This is a genomic window from Acinetobacter sp. CY81 (assembly GCF_059515925.1).
This window is the reverse complement of the sequence record NZ_JCAKNC010000002.1, coordinates 302,983-322,495: the sequence shown is the minus strand read 5'-3', so window position 1 is coordinate 322,495 and position 19,513 is coordinate 302,983. Positions and strand designations below refer to the sequence as shown.

15 protein-coding genes, 3 tRNA genes and 1 pseudogene are annotated in these 19,513 nt (G+C 38.4%); 9 read left to right on the top strand and 10 right to left on the bottom strand.

The window, feature by feature from the left end; genetic code table 11:
- Nucleotides 1-16 precede the first annotated feature (16 nt).
- The gene (locus tag AC5YDM_RS03790; RefSeq protein WP_496150788.1) at nt 17-3,115 is read right to left on the bottom strand and encodes a multidrug efflux RND transporter permease subunit; all 3,099 of its coding nucleotides are present in this window, start codon (nt 3,113-3,115) and stop codon (nt 17-19) included.
- Between the two features lie 326 nt (nt 3,116-3,441).
- On the opposite strand from AC5YDM_RS03790, the gene AC5YDM_RS03785 reads away from it, so the two are divergent.
- Entirely contained in the window at nt 3,442-4,677 is a 1,236-nt protein-coding gene (locus tag AC5YDM_RS03785; protein WP_496150787.1) for a glycerophosphodiester phosphodiesterase, read from the top strand.
- A 397-nt stretch (nt 4,678-5,074) separates the two neighbouring features.
- Here AC5YDM_RS03785 and AC5YDM_RS03780 read toward each other — a convergent pair.
- A pseudogene (locus AC5YDM_RS03780) lies at nt 5,075-5,998 on the bottom strand (MBL fold metallo-hydrolase); the annotation flags it as partial.
- Nucleotides 5,999-6,137: 139 nt separating this feature from the next.
- On the opposite strand from AC5YDM_RS03780, the gene AC5YDM_RS03775 reads away from it, so the two are divergent.
- Nucleotides 6,138-6,512, top strand: coding sequence for a diacylglycerol kinase (locus AC5YDM_RS03775; RefSeq protein ID WP_496150786.1), 375 nt, complete (start codon nt 6,138-6,140; stop codon nt 6,510-6,512).
- Nucleotides 6,513-6,596: 84 nt separating this feature from the next.
- Here the strand turns inward: AC5YDM_RS03775 and groL are convergent, their stop codons facing one another.
- The 4 genes from groL to AC5YDM_RS03755 form a co-directional block, all read right to left on the bottom strand.
- Nucleotides 6,597-8,231: a chaperonin GroEL gene (gene groL, locus AC5YDM_RS03770; RefSeq protein WP_496150785.1), complete on the bottom strand. Its 1,635-nt coding sequence runs from the start codon at nt 8,229-8,231 to the stop codon at nt 6,597-6,599.
- A gap of 70 nt (nt 8,232-8,301) precedes the next feature.
- Complete coding sequence (gene groES, locus AC5YDM_RS03765; protein WP_496125057.1) at nt 8,302-8,595, bottom strand: co-chaperone GroES; 294 nt, start codon at nt 8,593-8,595, stop codon at nt 8,302-8,304.
- Between the two features lie 184 nt (nt 8,596-8,779).
- Nucleotides 8,780-9,568: a metallophosphoesterase family protein gene (locus tag AC5YDM_RS03760; protein ID WP_496150784.1), complete on the bottom strand. Its 789-nt coding sequence runs from the start codon at nt 9,566-9,568 to the stop codon at nt 8,780-8,782.
- Nucleotides 9,565-10,503, bottom strand: a complete 939-nt coding sequence (locus tag AC5YDM_RS03755) for a diacylglycerol/lipid kinase family protein (protein WP_496150783.1) — start codon at nt 10,501-10,503, stop codon at nt 9,565-9,567. The genes AC5YDM_RS03760 and AC5YDM_RS03755 overlap by 4 nt, the downstream gene beginning before the upstream one ends.
- 406 nt (nt 10,504-10,909) lie before the next feature.
- Between AC5YDM_RS03755 and AC5YDM_RS03750 the strand changes: the two genes are divergently transcribed.
- Together AC5YDM_RS03750 and AC5YDM_RS03745 are read left to right on the top strand one after the other, a co-directional pair.
- Entirely contained in the window at nt 10,910-12,742 is a 1,833-nt protein-coding gene (locus AC5YDM_RS03750; RefSeq protein ID WP_496150782.1) for a phosphoenolpyruvate carboxykinase (GTP), read from the top strand.
- Nucleotides 12,743-12,906: 164 nt separating this feature from the next.
- Entirely contained in the window at nt 12,907-13,338 is a 432-nt protein-coding gene (locus tag AC5YDM_RS03745) for a hypothetical protein (protein WP_496150781.1), read from the top strand.
- A gap of 38 nt (nt 13,339-13,376) precedes the next feature.
- Here the strand turns inward: AC5YDM_RS03745 and AC5YDM_RS03740 are convergent, their stop codons facing one another.
- Nucleotides 13,377-14,045, bottom strand: a complete 669-nt coding sequence (locus AC5YDM_RS03740; protein WP_496150780.1) for a class I SAM-dependent methyltransferase — start codon at nt 14,043-14,045, stop codon at nt 13,377-13,379.
- A 261-nt stretch (nt 14,046-14,306) separates the two neighbouring features.
- On the bottom strand, nt 14,307-15,155 hold the full coding sequence (gene folD, locus AC5YDM_RS03735; protein ID WP_496150779.1) for a bifunctional methylenetetrahydrofolate dehydrogenase/methenyltetrahydrofolate cyclohydrolase FolD: 849 nt from the start codon (nt 15,153-15,155) through the stop codon (nt 14,307-14,309).
- A 153-nt stretch (nt 15,156-15,308) separates the two neighbouring features.
- Here folD and AC5YDM_RS03730 point away from each other — a divergent pair.
- From AC5YDM_RS03730 to AC5YDM_RS03710, 5 genes are all read left to right on the top strand, one after another.
- Nucleotides 15,309-15,382: transfer RNA gene (locus AC5YDM_RS03730), tRNA-Cys, on the top strand.
- Nucleotides 15,383-15,394: 12 nt separating this feature from the next.
- A tRNA-Leu gene (locus AC5YDM_RS03725) sits at nt 15,395-15,480 on the top strand.
- Between the two features lie 165 nt (nt 15,481-15,645).
- On the top strand, nt 15,646-16,377 hold the full coding sequence (locus AC5YDM_RS03720; RefSeq protein ID WP_496150778.1) for a hypothetical protein: 732 nt from the start codon (nt 15,646-15,648) through the stop codon (nt 16,375-16,377).
- 145 nt (nt 16,378-16,522) lie between these two features.
- Nucleotides 16,523-16,608 (top strand) — tRNA-Leu (locus AC5YDM_RS03715).
- 97 nt (nt 16,609-16,705) lie between these two features.
- Entirely contained in the window at nt 16,706-17,263 is a 558-nt protein-coding gene (locus AC5YDM_RS03710) for a hypothetical protein (RefSeq protein ID WP_496150777.1), read from the top strand.
- A gap of 1 nt (nt 17,264) precedes the next feature.
- Here the strand turns inward: AC5YDM_RS03710 and AC5YDM_RS03705 are convergent, their stop codons facing one another.
- Both AC5YDM_RS03705 and AC5YDM_RS03700 read right to left on the bottom strand, forming a co-directional pair.
- On the bottom strand, nt 17,265-17,576 hold the full coding sequence (locus tag AC5YDM_RS03705) for a DUF5713 family protein (protein WP_496150776.1): 312 nt from the start codon (nt 17,574-17,576) through the stop codon (nt 17,265-17,267).
- 148 nt (nt 17,577-17,724) lie between these two features.
- Complete coding sequence (locus AC5YDM_RS03700; RefSeq protein WP_496150916.1) at nt 17,725-19,449, bottom strand: vWA domain-containing protein; 1,725 nt, start codon at nt 19,447-19,449, stop codon at nt 17,725-17,727.
- Nucleotides 19,450-19,513: the final 64 nt, after the last annotated feature.

The following is a 19,513-nucleotide window of genomic DNA, read 5'->3' as shown; positions in this document are numbered from 1 at the left end:
TGATATAGCTTAAAATTTATTCTGATTGAGGTTTTACTTTAAAGATAGAACGAACCAAAACATACATAAATGGAATGAACAAAAGCACTAAAACTGTTCCGAAAATCACTCCGCCTAAAACACTTACACCAATTTCTTGACGACTTGCTGCACCTGCACCACTGGCAAAAACCAATGGAATAATCCCTGCACCAAAGGCTAATGACGTCATTAAGATCGGACGTAATCGCAGTCCTGCACCTTCGATTGCAGCAGCAATTGCTGTTTTACCTTTCTCTTGTGCTAAAGCTGCAAATTCCACAATTAAAATTGCATTTTTACATGACAAACCGATGGTGGTCAGCAATGCAATTTGGAAATAAATATCGTTCGGGAAACCAGCCAACATACTGAAAATAATATTTCCACCAATTCCTAAAGGAATGGCTGTCAGTACCACTGTTGGAATAGACCAACTTTCATAAAGTGCGGCTAAACATAGGAAAATAAAACCAATAGAAATGAGATATAGCCAAATCGCTTGACTACTCGATTGATTCTCTTGATAGGACAGACCACTCCAAGCCACACCTAAACCTTCTTGTTGATTGACCATACTTTGAATATCGCGCATTGCATCTCCAGAGCTGATGCCTTTAACTGTGTCCGCTTCCATTTGCAAAGCCGTATAGCCCTGGAAACGGTTCACCACATCCGGTCCACCACTCCATGTCACTGTCGCAAAATTACTAAATGGCACCATTTGATTTAAATTATTACGGACACTCCATTCATTTAAATCTTCAGGTTTAGAGCGAAATTCTGCATCACCTTGCATCATCACGCGTTTAATACGACCACGATCAATAAAGTCATTCACATAGTTGCCACCCCAAGCTGCAGATAAGGTGCTATTGATGGCTGATTGGCTTAGACCATTAACCATTGCTAACTTTTGATCAATATTGACTTCTAATTTGGCTTTATCAGGATTTGAACGCTTACCTAGATTCTCAAAAGTAGAGAAGTTTAAGGCTTGAGCCTCAAGAGCAGTAAATTGTGTATCTAGATATTCTCGTCCTTGACCATTTAAATCTTGAATCCAAAATTCGATGCCATCCGTATTGCCTAAACCATTTACCGAACCTGGTAAACTCACCATAATTCTTGCATCACGATGATTTTTGAAATACTCCATCGCACGTTCACGAATTGCCGCAGCTGCATTTTGAGTATCAGGACGATCATTCCAGTGTTTTAATGCGACAAAACCAGTTCCTAAATTTTGACCTGTGCCTGAAAAGTTACGACCATATCGGATTTGTACCAAATCAACATTGGTCTTTTCTTTATCTAAAAAGTATTCACGAATCTCTTCACCGACTACACGGCTTTTTGACATCGGTGACCCTTCAGCTAAGCTGAATTGAACACTAATAAAGCCTTGATCTTCACTCGGAATAAAACTGGTCGGCAATGATTTGTAAATCAATCCAAATGCGCCAATCAAACCCGCAAAAAGAATCAAGACCACCCATTTCAACCCAAATGCACGATTCACCACTTTTAAATAATGATGTTTTAGTGCATCCATTTTTTGATTAAACCAAATCGCCCAGCGTTGAGGTTTCGGATTTGGCTTTAAAATAATGGCGCACAATGCGGGAGTTAAAACTAAGGCAACGAGTAATGATAATGACATTGCGGCAATTAAGGTGATTGAAAACTGACGATAAATAACGCCTGTGGATCCCGTAAAAAATGCCATCGGAATAAAAACTGCAGTCAATACAACCGTGATACCAATCAAAGCACCCGTCATTTCTTGCATCGACTCTATCGATGCCTGCTTGGCAGAAAGCCCTTTTTCATGCATTAAGCGTTCGACGTTTTCTACGACCACAATCGCATCATCGACCAGTAAGCCAATCGCTAACACCAGAGCAAATAAAGTCAACGTGTTGATGCTCATCCCAACTGCAAATAACACGGCGAAAGTACCGAGGAGCACAATTGGCACCGTTAAAGCGGGAATCAATGTTGCTCGCCAGCTTTGAAGAAACAGGAACATCACCAAAATCACGAGGATGATCGCTTCAATCAATGTTTTGACCACTTCTTTAATTGATTCTTGAACAAAAGGTGTGTTATCTCGCGGATAAACGATGACATAGCCTTCAGGCAGTTTTTCGCGAATTTTATCGAGTTCAGCTTTAATTGATGCAGAGGTTTCTAATGCATTCGCGCCTGAAGACATTGAAACAGCTAGACCCGCTGAAGGAGATCCATTAATAGTATTAAACGCTTGATAGTTTTCAGCGCCAAGTTCAACACGTGCTACATCTTTCAGATATACAAATTGACCATTTGCCGTGGATTTAACGATGATATTTTTAAACTCATCGACCGTTTTTAATCGTGAGCCTGCTGTAACTTTGGCATTTAAATATTGGTCTTGCACAACAGGTAAATCACCAATTCCACCTGCCGCCACTTGTGTATTTTGTGCTTCAATCGCGGATCGAACATCACTTGGCATCAGTTGATATTGACGTAGTGAGTTTGGATTCAACCAAATACGCATTGCATATTGTGATCCAAATACATCAACCTCGCCCACGCCTTCAATACGTCCAATTTCCTGTTCGATATGATTGGCTAGATAATCAGATAATTCAATATTGTTACTTTTATTGGTGGTGTCGTATAACCCAACCACCATAAAGGTATCACCCAAGGATTTATAAACATTCACACCTTGTCGTTGCACGTCATCTGGCAGTCTATTCAGAATTCCATTGATGCTGTTTTGAACTTGTACCTGTGCGGTGTCTGGATCAGTACCATTTTCAAAACTTAAACTGATCCGAGCATTACCCGACGAGTTACTGGTCGAACTAAAATAAAGGAGGTTATCAATCCCTTTAATCTGTTGCTCCAACATTTGCGTCACACTTTCTTCAACCGTTTCTGCATCTGCACCTGTATATGTAGCAGACACGGTAATCCGCGGAGGCGCAATATCAGGATAGCGCTCAACAGGTAAACTCATGACAGAGAAAATACCCATCGCCATAACGATAATGGCAAGCACACCTGCAAAGATTGGACGTTCAATAAAAAACTTAGATAGCATCAGATTGGTTCATTGATTGAGGTTGAGTAATTGAAGTGAAATATCTCGAGACAAATGAGTGATAAATACAAAATATAACAATCTCATTGATATTCTGTGACAACAGTCTAAAACACAAGAACTAATAACAGAAAGTGTTAAGTTTGAATCAATTATGGAGAAATCATGGAGGGTGATCGGCCTTTCAATTTAATCATTTTCAACATGACCACTTTAAAGTGTCATCACTTTGCAAAGTTCAAATGCTGAACTCAACTCACTTGGAAGTTTGATTAAGCTTTCAATTTTATTTTGTGGTTTAACTTTATAAAAATAGTGAGATGATCATGATGACAACGAGTCACTTAAAACAACTATTCGTAAATTCCAAATTATTAAAACCTAAATCAATAAAACAAAAACTACTGAGCCAAACATTGCTGAGTATAGCCATCATTCCGTTTTTAACCGCATGTAATGATGACGATGATGATTCCTTCATTCAACCATCCCCACCCTCATCCTATGTAGAACCTAAAATTATAATTGTTGGACATCGTGGAGCGAGCGCGCTTCGACCTGAGCATACTTTGGCAGCGTATCAAAAAGCCATTGATGATGGTGCGGACTTTATTGAACCCGATTTAGTGGCAACCAAAGATGGTTATTTGGTTGCACGTCATGAAAATGAAATTGGAGGTACAACCAATGTCAAAACACTGAGTTCATTTAAAGATCGTGAAAAAACTAAAAGCATCGATGGCAGTGAGATCAAAGGCTGGTTTACTGAAGATTTTACTTTAAACGAGCTCAATCAAAATATAAGAGCACGAGAAAGAATTGCTGAATATCGCCCTCAAAATGTTCAGTACAATGATCAATATTCAATTCCTACACTGGATCAAATTATCCAATTGGCTGAAAATCATTATAAGAAAACAGGTAAAATTATCGGTCTCTATATTGAAACAAAACACCCAACTTATTTTCAAAGTATCGGTTTGGTTTTAGAAGATCCTTTACTGCAAACTTTAGCAAAATATCAATATACTCGTGAAATCGCTCCAATCTATTTACAGTCTTTTGAAGTTGCCAATTTGAAATACATGAATGAACAACTTGATCTACATAAAAGTCTAAAACATGCAAAAATCATTCAGCTTTTAGACTCACCTAATAGTGCTCCAGCTGATTTTGTGAAGAGTGGAAATCCACAAAAATATTTAGATATCGCCTTAGCTTCAGGCTTAAAGCAAGTCGCAACATATGCCGATGGTGTAGGTCCAAGCAAAACCTATATTTTTTCTAATACAGATCAAAATACCACAACCAGTTTTGTTAAAGATGCACATGCTGTTGGTTTAAAAGTGCACCCTTATACATTAAGACCTGAAAATAATTTCTTACCGACCTATTTAAGATGTAGTTCAAACCTTACCGAAGCTTGCCATAGCGGTTCTTTAAAAGAGTTTGAGCGATTCTTCAAAGCAGGTGTAGATGGTGTTTTTACTGATGACCCTGCTTTAGGACGCAGCGCAGCAAATCAATACTTAAAAACTGTGGGGAATAACGCGGTCAAATAATATAGTCGATCAATAGCATTCCAAAAACAAAGCTTCAAAAATAAAGGCTCTTAATTTTAAAGTTAAGAGCCTTTATTTCATTGCCTTATTTTTATTTCACTTCTACCGGATGATCAACCCATTGAGTGATAGATTTTTGAGGAATTTCATTGGGTACCGCAATCACCTGAGCAGGCTTTTTACGAAACTCTTCAGGATCTACGAGTTTTGGAGCACTAGGAGTCACAGGAGTCACAGGAGTCACAGGAGTCACAGGAGTCACAGGAGTCACAGGAGTCACAGGAGTCACAGGAGTCACAGGAGTCACAGGAGTCACAGGAGTCACAGGAGTCACAGGAGTCACAGGAGTCACAGGAGTCACAGGAGTCACAGGAGTCACAGGAGAGCCTACTGCATGCCACTTATATTTCAAATTACCATTAAATTCGATATGACCTATACCTGGAAATGGTAAATGTGCTGCGGCAACAACAGCTTTTTTACGTGCCAGTTCGTCAAAAATTCGTTTGCGCGTTTCTGCTGCCTTTACAGGTTCAACATCGAACTCTACTGCGAGCATGGGTTGTTCAAATTGCAATTGATGTGTATGCACAACATCACCTAAAAAAACAAATTGATCATTCCCATTGCTTAATTTAAAACTACGATGACCTGGGGTATGCCCTGCTGAATTAATGACTTCAAGTCCGTTGATAATGGCACCATCTTTAAATGTGCGGAAAGTTCTATTTTGCTTATAAGGTGCAACAGCCTTTTCTATTTGAGCAACAGTTGCTTTGAATTTATCTTGTGAGCCCGCAGGTATTGAAGCCAAGGTATTTGGATTTAACCAATACTGCACTTCATCTTCATGCACATAAAGATTTGCCAACGGGAAAACGGCTAAACCATCTTTTGCAATTCCACAAACATGATCAGGATGTAAATGTGTTAAGAATACCGTCTGAATATTAAATGCTTTATAACCTGCTACTTCAATATTTTTAACCACACTTCCCAAATGTGGACCAAAACAGCTTGCTGCACCACTGTCGACTAACATAACCGATTGACCATCATCAATTAAGAAAGCATTGACTGAAGTTGGTAATGCGCCCTTAATACCGAGTTGTTCAAATAATTTCAGACGCTCTTCATTTTCTATATTTTTGTTGAAAAGTTCACGATTAAGCTGATTCGTGCCATCCAATAAGGCAACGATTTTGTATTTGCCAAATTGATATTGATAAAAGCCTTTAGATGCATTTGTACTTGGAGCCGTTGTTGATGCCACATGCGACTGCAATTCAGCTTGCAAACTTTGTGTTGTAAGGACACCCATTAATAAAGCTAAAGATAACGCTTTCATTTATTCTCTCATTGCAAATTATTTATAGTGAGTTTTGATTAATTCTTTCGATTTAATTGTATTTTAAATTTACTGTACTATTTTGCCTGAAATTTTGTCAAAGTTTAAGTATATGAGCGAGTATTCTTCACTAAAAGGTAAAACAGGCCTTAAACGCATTATCAATGCAACAGGCTATTCTCTTGCTGGATTTAAAGCGGCTTATCAACATGAAGCTGCATTTCGACAAATTGTTTTAATTAATGTGATTTTGATTCCGATCACTTTTTTTCTAGATGTGACTCGCATTGAACAAGCAGTGATGATTGCAGTTTGTTTATTGGCGATGATCGTTGAACTCTTTAATTCAGCAATTGAAGCTGTCGTTGACCGGGTATCTCTAGATAAACATCCACTTTCTAAAAATGCTAAAGATATGGGTAGTGCTGCACAATTTGTAGCGCAGACAATCATTATTGCCACATGGCTTTTAATATTAATTCCTTAATAATCTGGTCATCTCTTTAAAATGATTATTTAAGAATAAAAAATCCCCGCATATAGCGGGGATTTTTTAGAACGATTTGATGAATTACATCATGCCGCCCATACCACCCATGCCGCCCATATCTGGCATTGCTGGTTTGTCTTCTGGAATATCTGTAATCATGCATTCAGTTGTTAACATCAATGCAGCTACAGAAGCAGCATGTTCAAGCGCTGAACGTGTTACTTTTGCTGGGTCAAGAATACCCATTTCAAGCATATCGCCATATTCGCCAGTTGCAGCGTTATAACCAAAGTTACCTTCGCCATTCTTCACAGCATTGATTACTACAGATGGTTCATCACCCGCATTCGCAACGATTTGACGAAGTGGAGCTTCGATCGCACGACGTAGAATGTTGATACCTACATTTTGATCATCATTCGCACCAACAAGACCATTCAATGCTGAAGCTGCGCGTACAAGTGCAACACCACCACCCGCTACAACACCTTCTTCTACTGCAGCACGAGTCGCATGAAGTGCATCGTCCACACGATCTTTCTTCTCTTTCATTTCAACTTCAGTTGCAGCACCAATTTTGATGACAGCAACACCGCCTGCCAATTTAGCAACGCGTTCTTGAAGTTTTTCTTTATCGTATTCTGAAGAAGATTCTTCAATTTGCGCACGAATTTGAGTTACACGCTCAGCGATTTGAGCTGCATTACCCGCACCATCTACAAGAACCGTGTTTTCTTTAGATACAGTTACTTTATGTGCAGTACCCAAGTCTTGTAATGTTGCTTGCTCAAGTGACATACCGATTTCTTCAGAAATCACAGTCGCACCAGTCAAGATCGCGATGTCTTGTAACATTGCTTTACGACGATCACCAAAACCAGGTGCTTTAACCGCACACACTTTGATGATACCGCGCATATTGTTCACTACAAGTGTAGCCAACGCTTCGCCTTCAACATCTTCAGCGATAATTAGAAGTGGTTTGCCTGTTTTAGCAACTGCTTCTAATACTGTAATCAATTCACGAATATTGCTGATTTTTTTATCAACAAGAAGAATGAACGGATTTTCAAGTTCAGCAGTTAAAGTTTCTGGCTTGTTTGCAAAGTACGGGCTGATATAACCACGGTCAAACTGCATACCTTCAACAACATCAAGTGCGTCTTCAAAGCCTGAACCTTCTTCAACAGTGATCACGCCTTCTTTACCAACACGTTCCATTGCTTGAGCAATCAGTTTACCCACAGTCGTGTCAGAGTTAGCAGAGATCGAACCCACTTGTTCAATGGCTTTGGTATCAGATGCTGGTTTAGCTGTTGTTTTAATGTTTTCAACTACAGCACGTACAGCAAGATCAATACCGCGTTTTAAATCCATTGGGTTCATACCTGCTGTTACAGATTTGATCCCTTCATTTAAAATTGCTTGAGCAAGTACAGTTGCAGTCGTTGTACCGTCACCAGCGATGTCATTGGTTTTTGAAGATACTTCACGAACCAATTGAGCGCCCATGTTTTCGAACTTGTCTTTAAGTGCAATTTCTTTAGCAACAGTTACACCATCTTTAGTGATGTGCGGAGCGCCGAAAGAACGGTCAATAACAACGTTACGACCTTTAGGACCTAAAGTTACTTTTACCGCATCTGCAAGTACGTTCACACCCGCGATCATTTTTGAACGCGCTGAATCACCAAATTTTACGTCTTTAGCTGACATGTTAAAACTCCAAATATTTTTAAATTTTACAAATTAGATTGCAAAGAAAAAGCACTGAACCTGTTTAGAATTAAGCTTCTAATACAGCTAAAATGTCAGACTCTTTCATAATAAGAAGCTCTTCACCTTGTACTTTTACAGTTGTACCTGCATATGTACCAAACAATACTTTATCGCCAACTTTTACATCTAATGGACGTACTGTGCCATTGTCAGTCACTTGACCATTACCTACTGCAATGATTTCACCTTGAGCTGGTTTTTCTGCAGCAGAACCTGGAAGTAAAATACCGCCAGCTGTTTTAGTTTCTTCTTCAACACGGCGAATAACAACACGATCATGTAATGGACGAATATTGCTCATTGTAAAACTCCAACAGACTAAGTCTATATTATGAATAGATGACGACTTTATGGTTCTATACGTATTGTTCCATGAGTCATCATCGAAAAAATATTTTCAATGACTCTGTTGTGGGGATGGAAAAAAACGCTTCAAGGGGAAAATGAAAAAAAAGTGATTTTTTTGTATTTTTTTTAAACGAATATTACGCTTTTACGATTAAACCTTGTTTAGTTTCATCAATCACAAATTCTTGTAACTGTTCAGAAAAATAATAAGGTGTCACATCCATATTATTTTCAATCACATTAAAACTATTAGGCAAACCATGATGCAGTCGATATGAGGTTGCGGTTCCTGCATGAATTTCTAAAATAGGATGGTGCGATTGCAATTGATAAATCAAATTCAAATCATACACCGCTGACTGATGTAAATGTCCATGCAAGAGCCCATGTAAGCCTGATTGCCCCCACATTTTAAGTGCTGTATTACCTAAAACAGGACAATCCTTAATTCCATGTGGATCATCAGGAGGAGAATAAAAAGGTTGATGTGCGACAACCAATTTTAATTTATGGGGAGGTGCGTTTTTTAAAATTTGATCAATATACTGAATTTGTTCAATCGAGATATGCCCTTTGGTGTGGTATCGACGCCGAATACTGTTCACCCCAACGACAAAAAAATATTCTGTTTCTAAAACCGTTTCCATTTTACCGAAAAACCATTGATAGCGTCTAAACGGATTAAAAAAACGATTCCATAAATGATAAAGCGGAATATCGTGATTTCCTGGAATCACCAAATAAGGAAGCTGTAAACTTTCTAAAAATTGCTTACATGCATAAAACTGTTTGAAACGTGCGCGCTGAGTCAAGTCACCACTCACCACCACAGCTTCAGGAGAATGTAAGTCACAAAACTTTCGAATCGCGTCAATACACTCGATCTTTTCCGTACCGAAGTGCAAATCTGATAAATGCAGAATCATTCTGCACCCAGATTTTTCGACACTATGACATTTAAGGCGTGTTTATCCACACGGCACTTTAAAGGTGTTTGAATTTTCACAATCTCACCATCAATCGCAACCGTGAGCAGTGGCTTTGTTGAATACACCCAAACTTCTTCACCACTAAAACTATAGACATCAGCAGCTTGATCTAACTGTCCACGAATCAATTGAAATAATGTTTTAAACAACGTGAGTTTGTCAGTCTTGGCTAAAATCACCCCTGCAACCTCACCCAATTCAGCACACTTCGCAATTTTAAGATTCATATCAGCCAATTGCAGTTGATTATTCCCAAAAAACAACAACGGCGTTTTCACTGGGTAACGCTCTTGATCGACTTCAATTTCTAGCTTCAATTCTTTACGGTCACGAATCAGTACATCCAACCCTGAGGTATACGCATGTAAAGGAAAACGACCAAATTTTTGATTATACAATTCACGTTTTTCTATAAATAAAGGATAAAGCCCCAAACTCGCATTATTCAGATAAATATGTTCATTAATTTTTGCAACGTGAATTTTTCTTGGTTGACCTTTGGCAATCACTTCAGCCGCAGCCATAACATCTATAGGAATATCTAAAACTCGTGCCACATAATTAAAGGTTCCGAGGGGAATAATACCCATTGGAATATCTTGATGTAATAGTTGTGATGCCACAGCATTCAATGTTCCATCACCACCCGCCGCAACAATCACCCCATGATTATCTTTAGATTGATGTCGCTGTTTGACTTTGTTCATCAATATTGAAATGTCTTTTTCTGATGCAATATCAAAAACTTGAATCTCAAATCCACAATCTGACCAATAGGTCATAAGCTGCTCATAAACTTCATCATTTTTAGCTGAATGAAATCCTGATTTTTCATTATAGATCATTGAAAGTGGCTGTAGAGTCTGTTGCATATACCTGAATAACTTGAAGTATTTACTCTAATTTCGTCTAAATTCTACGCATTTAAAAGCGCATTTATGTAAATTTCGGATAAAGATAATTCGATATTCCAATCAATATTTAAAATAGGTAATTGATATTAACTTATTAATAATTAATATTATTTACAATTAAAATACCAAACATTATTTTAAATGATTGTCACACCCAACCCACCAAACAATATTAATAATCAATATTTTCAATAAGTTATGTGTAATTACTACCTTTGATGGTTTTTAGCCTTTGGTCTTATTTTTTTTAACAAAATATGCTTTAATACAGCCACTTTTTTCATACTGAAATCCAGATCTTGTATCACAGCATTTGGATTATTATTTGTACGCAACATTGTACACATTTGATATAGGCCTCACCATGACCCAAGTGAACGCACCAGAATTCGTTCGTCACCCTAAGCTTATTGCATGGGTGGAAGAGATTGCACAATTAACTAAGCCAGCGAAAATTGAATGGTGTGACGGTAGCCCAGAAGAATATCAACGTTATATCGACTTGATGATTGCTAACGGCACCATGCAAGAGCTTAACCAAGAAAAGCATCCTGGTTCTTATTTAGCGAATTCTGATCCTTCTGACGTTGCTCGTGTTGAAGGTCGTACTTATATTTGTTCAGAAAAACAAGAAGATGCAGGCGCGACTAACAACTGGGAAGCTCCAGCTGAAATGCGTACTCGTCTAAACGGTTTATTTGACGGTTCTATGAAAGGTCGTACTTTGTACGTTGTTCCTTTCTCTATGGGTCCTTTGGGTTCTCATATTGCTCACATCGGTATCGAATTAACTGACTCTCCTTACGTAGCAGTTAGCATGTCTAAAATGGCTCGTATGGGTAAAGCTGTTTATGACGTATTGGGTACTGACGGTGAATATGTACCATGTGTACACACTGTAGGAGCTCCACTTGCTGAAGGCGAAAAAGACGTTGCTTGGCCTTGCAACCCTGAAAAATGGATCGTTCATTACCCAGAAACACGTGAAATTTGGTCTTATGGTTCTGGTTACGGCGGTAACGCATTGTTGGGTAAAAAATGCTTAGCATTACGTATTGCATCTTCTATGGGTCGTCAACAAGGTTGGTTAGCTGAACACATGCTGATCCTTGGTGTAACGAATCCTAAAGGCGAAAAACACTACATCGCAGCTGCTTTCCCATCTGCTTGTGGTAAAACAAACTTCGCAATGTTGATTCCACCAGCGGGTTATGAAGGTTGGAAAATTGAAACTGTAGGTGACGATATTGCTTGGATCAAACCAGGTGAAGACGGTCGCTTATATGCAATCAACCCTGAAGCTGGCTTCTTCGGTGTAGCACCTGGTACAAATACCAAGACAAACCCGAACTGTATGGCTACATTAACGAAAGATGTAATCTATACAAACGTTGCTGTGACTGACAACGGTGAAGTATGGTGGGAAGGTCTTTCTAAAGAAGTTCCTGCTAACCTTACAAACTGGAAAGGTCAACCTCACACTGGCGAAGAAAAAGCTGCGCATCCAAATGCTCGCTTTACTGTTGCTGCAGGTCAATGCCCTTCAATTGATGCTGATTGGGAAAATCCAGCAGGTGTTCCAATTTCTGCATTCATCTTCGGTGGTCGTCGTGCAGATACTGTGCCTCTTATCTCTGAAGCATTTGACTGGGTTGATGGCGTTTACAAAGCTGCAACTATGGGTTCTGAAACAACTGCTGCTGCTGTTGGCCAACAAGGTATCGTTCGTCGTGACCCATTTGCGATGCTTCCGTTTGCTGGCTACAACATGGCTGACTACTTCTCTCATTGGTTAGAAATGGGTGAAGAAGTTGGTGCTAAAGCTGCGGCAGCTGGTAATAAACTTCCAGGTATCTACAACGTGAACTGGTTCCGTCGTGATGCTGAAGGTAACTTCGTATGGCCTGGTTTCGGTCAAAACATGCGTGTTCTAGAGTGGATCATTGACCGTTGTGAAGGTCGTGCGTCTGCTGTTGAAACACCAATTGGTTTTGTTCCAACATACGAACAATTGAACTGGACAGGTTCTGAGTTCACTAAAGAACAATTCGACCTTGTAACTTCTCAAGATAAAGATCAATGGATCAAAGAACTTGAAAGCCACACTGAATTGTTTGATAAATTAGGCGATCGCCTTCCAGCTGCATTAAAAGCTCGTCAAAACGAACTTTTAGACGCTGTTAAAAAATCTGCTTAATCAAAGTTAAAATAAAAAAGGTCGCATAAGCGGCCTTTTTTATGCTTTATTCGAAACTAATCATGTAACTTTTGCATATTTATTAAACTTTATTATTCATGTTCATTTATTCGTATAGAGCTGTGGCATACTAAAATAAATCCCCATAAATGGATCTTCATTATATGAAAAAATTAACTGCAGTGATTGGCTTAGGGTTCACATTATTAACTTTGGCAGCTTGCCAAACTACACCACGCCAATATAACGGTGTTACAGGATTTCAAATCGAAAATAAAACCGCAACAACGGCAACCCTTGCATACACACTTGCTGGACGTGCTAATCGTGATTTAGATGAAAATAAGCTTCAACGCGCATGTCAAAAAACGTTAAATACCACAAAACAATATAAGTTGAATGTTTTAAGTGTGAATGAGATTGCCAATCCTAATTTTGCGCAGAAAGATCCTCAAGGTGTTCAACTTGGACAATCAAGAACGTCATTCGGTTTATCAAATGCCCAAGGCTATAACAGCACTGAAGACATGGCGACACGTCAAGCTCTAGATGCTCGCCCAAGTAGCCTACATGTGGTGCGCTATACTTGCTCTTAATCGATATAAATAAAAATTAAGCATAAAAAAGACGCTATTTATAGCGTCTTATAAAAACTCACATTACGAAATTCTGGTGACTCATCTAAGTCAGGCCACGTCGTTGCACTTCTTTCATCCAACTTTTCATATTTTGGATGACTAAAGTTTTTTACGCGACTGTCAGCCACCCACACTTCTTGCGAAAATTTTAAAAACTCATCTAAGAAAAAACGATTACATTGATCATAGAGCACATCGGCAGCAAGTAAAATATCAACTTGTTCCGCCTTGTAAAGATCATCCAAATACTCTAGTTCAACCTCATTCAAATCAGCATTGGCACGACAAGCATCCAGACTCACTTGATCGATATCACAGCAGATCACGCGCTTCGCACCTGCCATTTTCGCTGCAATTGCAACAACACCTGATCCTGCACCAAAATCCAACACTACTTTGCCTTTAACGTGATGTGGTTCAGCCAATAACCACTGTGCCATAGCCAAACCAGAAGCCCAGCAGAAGATCCAATACGGCGTATCATTCCATATACGACGAATGACTTCATCATCCAACTTATCCGCTGGAAATACAGATGGTATCAGCCATAAAGAAATCGGTGTTTCAGGTAATTGCTGTGCTTGGAGTTCACAGTGAGGTATCACTTCATGTAAAGCTTTGAGAAGATGAACAGGGGCTTTAGGAAATTGAAAAGTACAGCTCATATTAAGCCTTAGAGATATTTTATTTGAACTTATAAACGGATTGGATACGCGACCACGTCATCTGCTGCTGTGCGAGACAAACCTTAATTTGATTGAAATTGTTTCTGCGATATTTCAGATTTTAAGCCAAAATATGACGAGTTCAACAGATGACAAATGGTTTTGGTTACTTTTCCCGAAAGAAAAGTAACCTTCGAACTTCTTAAATTAGAAAGCCACTACAGTAAGACTCCGTAGTAACTACTTTTTCATTTCAAAATATTAACCCAAAGCTTTTTCAGCAGCTTCAACTGTTTGACGAATCAACGTTGTAATTGTCATTGGACCTACACCACCTGGAACAGGAGTATAAGCAGAAGCAACTTCTTCAATACCAACCAATTGAATATCGCCTACACCACCACCATCACGTGGATGGAAGCCTGCGTCAACAACCACTGCACCTTGCTTAATCCAATCTTTTTGGATCAATTCAGCTTTACCTACAGCACCGACAATAATGTCAGCTTGCTTCACAAAGCTCGCTAGGTCTTGAGTACGTGAATGGCAAATGGTTACTGTTGCATTTGCTTCAAGCAACATTGCAGCCATTGGTTTACCCAAAATTGCAGAACGACCTACAACAACTGCATGTTTACCTGCGATTTCGATGTTGTTTTCTTTCAGAATCGTCATGATCCCTGCAGGAGTCGCAGAACCATATGCCGCTTCGCCCATAGCCATACGACCATAACCAAGGCAAGTCACACCATCTACGTCTTTTGCAAGTGAAATTGCATCAAAGCATGCACGCTCATCAATTTGAGCAGGTACTGGATGCTGTAACAAAATACCGTGAACATCGGGATTTGCATTTAATTTTTCAATTTCAGCAAGTAATTGTTCAGTGGTTGTTTCAGTTGGAAGTTCAACTTTCAAAGAATCCATACCGACACGGCGGCAGGCATTTCCTTTCATACGTACATAAGTTGCAGATGCACCATCATCACCTACCAAAATAGTCGCCAAAATTGGGGTGCGACCTGCTTTCTCTTTGAGCGCTTCTACGCGAGTTAACAAGTCAGTTTCAATTTGCTTCGCCAATGCACGACCATCTAAAACTAATGCCACGGCACTTCTCCAAGTGAGGATATGAATCAATTTTGGACATAATACATGATAATTTTATTTATTTTTCGCTATATGCTGAAATTCTGCACATACAGTATCGCTATGCTATTGTTTTTTTTTCAGAGCTTGCTAATATACGCATCAACAAGACATGGCGGGGTGGCAGAGTGGTCATGCAGCGGACTGCAACTCCGTGTACGCCGGTTCGATTCCGACCTCCGCCTCCATCTTGTTAAAATGCCCGAGTGGTGAAATCGGTAGACACAGGGGATTTAAAATCCCCCGCCCACAAAGCGTGCCAGTTCGAGTCTGGCCTCGGGCACCATTTTAATACTTCTTAAAATGGTGCAATAAAATCTCCAGCTTTAAGCTGGTTTTTTTATGTCTAAAATTCAGTATTTACAGTCCAATTCTTTCGAATGAATGCACAATAACCCCATAATTCATATATATTACCTCTACTTTTTAAATGCCTTTATTTGATATTTGAATGATCAGCAATAAACAAACCGCGCATTATCTAAAACAACTGCAAGAACTCCACCCTGCTGCGTTTAAAAGAAACTTTATTCTTTACGGTCAAATCAAAACCAAAGGTATTCTAGATGAGCTAAAAGAACTCATTCCTTTTGGATTAGCACTCACGATTTTTGTACCTTTGTCATATGTATTATCTGAATTCATCGAATCTTTTCAACCCAAGTATGAAGGATTTCAAGCGAGCGCTATAGCCTCTCTAATCATCATGTTATTTTTCATGTTAATTTCGCCTATCGTTCTTAAACAGATCAAACACAGTAGTGTTTCTCTATATGCTCAACTTAAGAACACTCCACTTAAACTGACAGCGCTGATTTTATTACAGGCTATAAATTTTGCCTTTATTGAAAGCTGGTTCTTACAGGGGATTTTATTTTTCTTTGCAATGAGCTTTGGCTTTATCAAGTTCTATAAAGAGAATATGTATCGAGAAAAAACAACGAATGAACAATATTACTATCTTCAAGAAATTCGTCGTGCTTGCTATTGGAGTTATAAACAGTCAGTTAAATTATACATCCAATTATTCTTTACCAATAAAAAATCAGAACGTTTTAAAGCACTGCATCAGAAAAAAATTCAGATTGGTAACCTACATACAGAGCTCATGAATTATGAAAATAAACTTTGTATGACACACAAGCATATCGACATTGACAAATATCTAGATGACATCCTATAGATCTCATCTAAAACCTCATGATGCTCAATAAAATCATCAAACTGATCTAATTTTTAAACACATACGTTTGAATTGTTTGAAAATAAAACAAATAGTCACTTTTAGACTTGCCAAGTGATATTTCGTCCTCTATTATTGCGCACATGCCCGAGTGGTGAAATCGGTAGACACAGGGGATTTAAAATCCCCCGCCCACAAAGCGTGCCAGTTCGAGTCTGGCCTCGGGCACCATTTTTCTACTATAGAAAAATGGTGCAATAAAATCTCCAGCTTTAAGCTGGTTTTTTTATGCCTATAATAAATAGAATAAAAACTTGGTAATCTAATAATGACAAATACTATTCACTCCTTGAGCTTTGATCATAAGACTGGTGAGATTCTTTTTAATGATGTTTCCATTCCACTTAACACCCCATTTTCAGAATTTAAAAACAAATTACAACTCGCAAAAATTAACCACAAAGACAAAGGAAACTCGCTTCATTTTGATTGCTATGAGCAATTTACTAACCCCAAAAAAGTTCTTAAAACCCAGCCAACGAAAAAATTAAGCAATCATTATCATGTTATTGAAAAAAATGATGTGCTGCACTTAGTTCAAGTTTTAGAATTAGATATCGAGTTGGGATTTCATTTTAATTCAAGTGGAAAATTCGTAGGTATATTTATTCGAATTACAGACAGAAATGAAGATTATACATCATGGGACACTTATGATATTGGTAAATGTTATGACACACATTTAGCATGGCTAAACCATAAAATCACCACATGTCATAAAATCGATTCTAGCCCAAATTTAAGCTGGCTATCAGGACATTTAATCCAAGACAAAAGTGAAAACATTTATTGGAGCTTAAATATCAAACAAAAAAATAGAGAGTGAATTACCACTCTCTATTTGATACCAATTCTTCAATTTCGATTTCAAGATAACCCTCATCTTGCACCACCATCATCATTGCTTCTGCAATATAATCGGCCGCAGTGTCATCTAGCGATGAATCAAGATCTTCAAACTGAGGCTTCATCTCATTGATCTCTGCAACAGTTTTACCCGCTAAAATGTAAATCTCTGACTCAGAATTTACTTTTGCTAATTTCTTAGCAAACTGTTCGATGAGCTGTTTAATTTCAGCCACAAGAATATCGGGATAATATTCATCATCAAACATGGGAAGAAGTAAATCGTTAAACATATTAAAGCTCAAATTTTAGCAATAACAAAAACCGTGTCTATATAACATAAACACGACAATTCACCTAATCTTTATCATTGCCAATTTTCAGCTCAAATCTAAAAGTATAACTAAGCCACTCATTTAATTTAATAAATGTATTGATAGCTTATTTTTGCTGATTTTCAGCACTTAAACTTTTTGCAATCTTAGCCAAATCAATAAATTCCTGCTTCAACCCAAATGGATCATTATTCTTATTTTTTTCAGCCAGTTTAACAATGTCATTCCAATGCAGTGAACCATTATACTGCCCGCCCTGTAGCTGCTGACCATAAGACGCAACTGCTAATACCCATTGAGTATCCGAGCTTGCCTGCTGATAAGGCTTAGACTGTGTTGAAATAGGTTGCGTTAATAAAATACTGTTGGCTTTCGAGGGCTGTTTATAGCGTAAATTCAAAAATGCATATTCATTTATAGTAGTTTTATGATCAATTTTTGATTGATATCTAGAGTCAGACAACCACCCTTTTTGTCCCACAGGAATAATTTCATATAATGCCGTCACAGTATGTCCCGCACCAATATCACCTGCATCGACCTTATCATTATTAAAGTCTTCTTGTTTCAGCATGCGATTTTCATAACCCACCAAACGGTATTCTTTAACCGTAGCTGGATTAAATTCAACCTGAATTTTAACATCTTGCGCTACTGTGGCTAAGGTTGAACTGATTTGTCGCTGAACAACTTTACGCGCCTCTTTTTCATTATCAATATAACTATAATTACCATCACCAGCATCTGCCAGTTGCTCCATGAGCTGGTCATTATAATTATCTGTGCCATAACCGAGTGTTGTAAATGAGATCCCTGATTTGCGTTTTTCAGCAATCATGCCTTTTAAAGTTTCAAAATTTGTAACACCCACATTAAAATCACCATCCGTCGCAATCAGAATTCGATTAATACCATTTTGAATAAAAGACTTTTTCGCCTGCTCATATGCCATTTGAATAGCACTTTCACCTGACGTACTACCACTCGCTTGAAGCTGATTAATGACAGTTAAAATTTTATCTTTATCCTTGCCGGAAGTTGGAGCTAGAGCAACAGTCTCACCACTTGAATAAGTCACAATGGTCACTTTATCCTGTGGTCGAAGCTGCTCTGTAAGAATTCGTAAGGTTTGTTTCACCAATGGCAATTTATTTTCACTATTCATACTGCCAGAAACATCAACTAAAAATATCAGATTGGCAGCAGGCAGTTGTTTATATTCGATATCATTGGCTTTAAGACCAATGCGAATTATTTTTGCATTCTCTTTCCAAGGAGAGTCAACAGTTTCGGTATCGACCGTAAATGGATGCGCTGATTTTTTCTGCGGGTAGTTATAATTAAAATAATTGATCATTTCTTCTAAACGAACAGCATCAACAGGTGGTAAGCGTCCATTTGATGATAAAAAGCGCCGTACATTAGAATAGCTTCCTGTATCAACATCAATGCTGAATGTCGAAACTGGTTCTTGTGACACACTTTTTACAGGATTAATTTCAGTGTTCTGATATTTTTCAGTATTTTGATCTAATACCGGACGACCCTCTAAAGGACCACCTCCAATTGATGCAGAACCGCCCAAATTCATAAACGGATTACTTGATCTTACTGGTGACATTGGACGATGACCACTTATTCCGACTCGCGATCCAGTAGCTTTTACACGGCTTACAGATGCAGCGACTGGCGCTGGTGAGGGCATTGCAACCTCCACTTGAATTTGGTCATTTTGAGCAGCATTTTCACTCTGCTTTAATGGTGTGTGAGCACAACCTGCCAAAGCCAAAGTTGCAATTGAAAAGCTTAAGAACTGGATTTTATGATTTATTTTTTTCATATTAAAACCTGATTTAATCATTGTTGACTGGTCGTGTTATCTTTTTTTAATAATT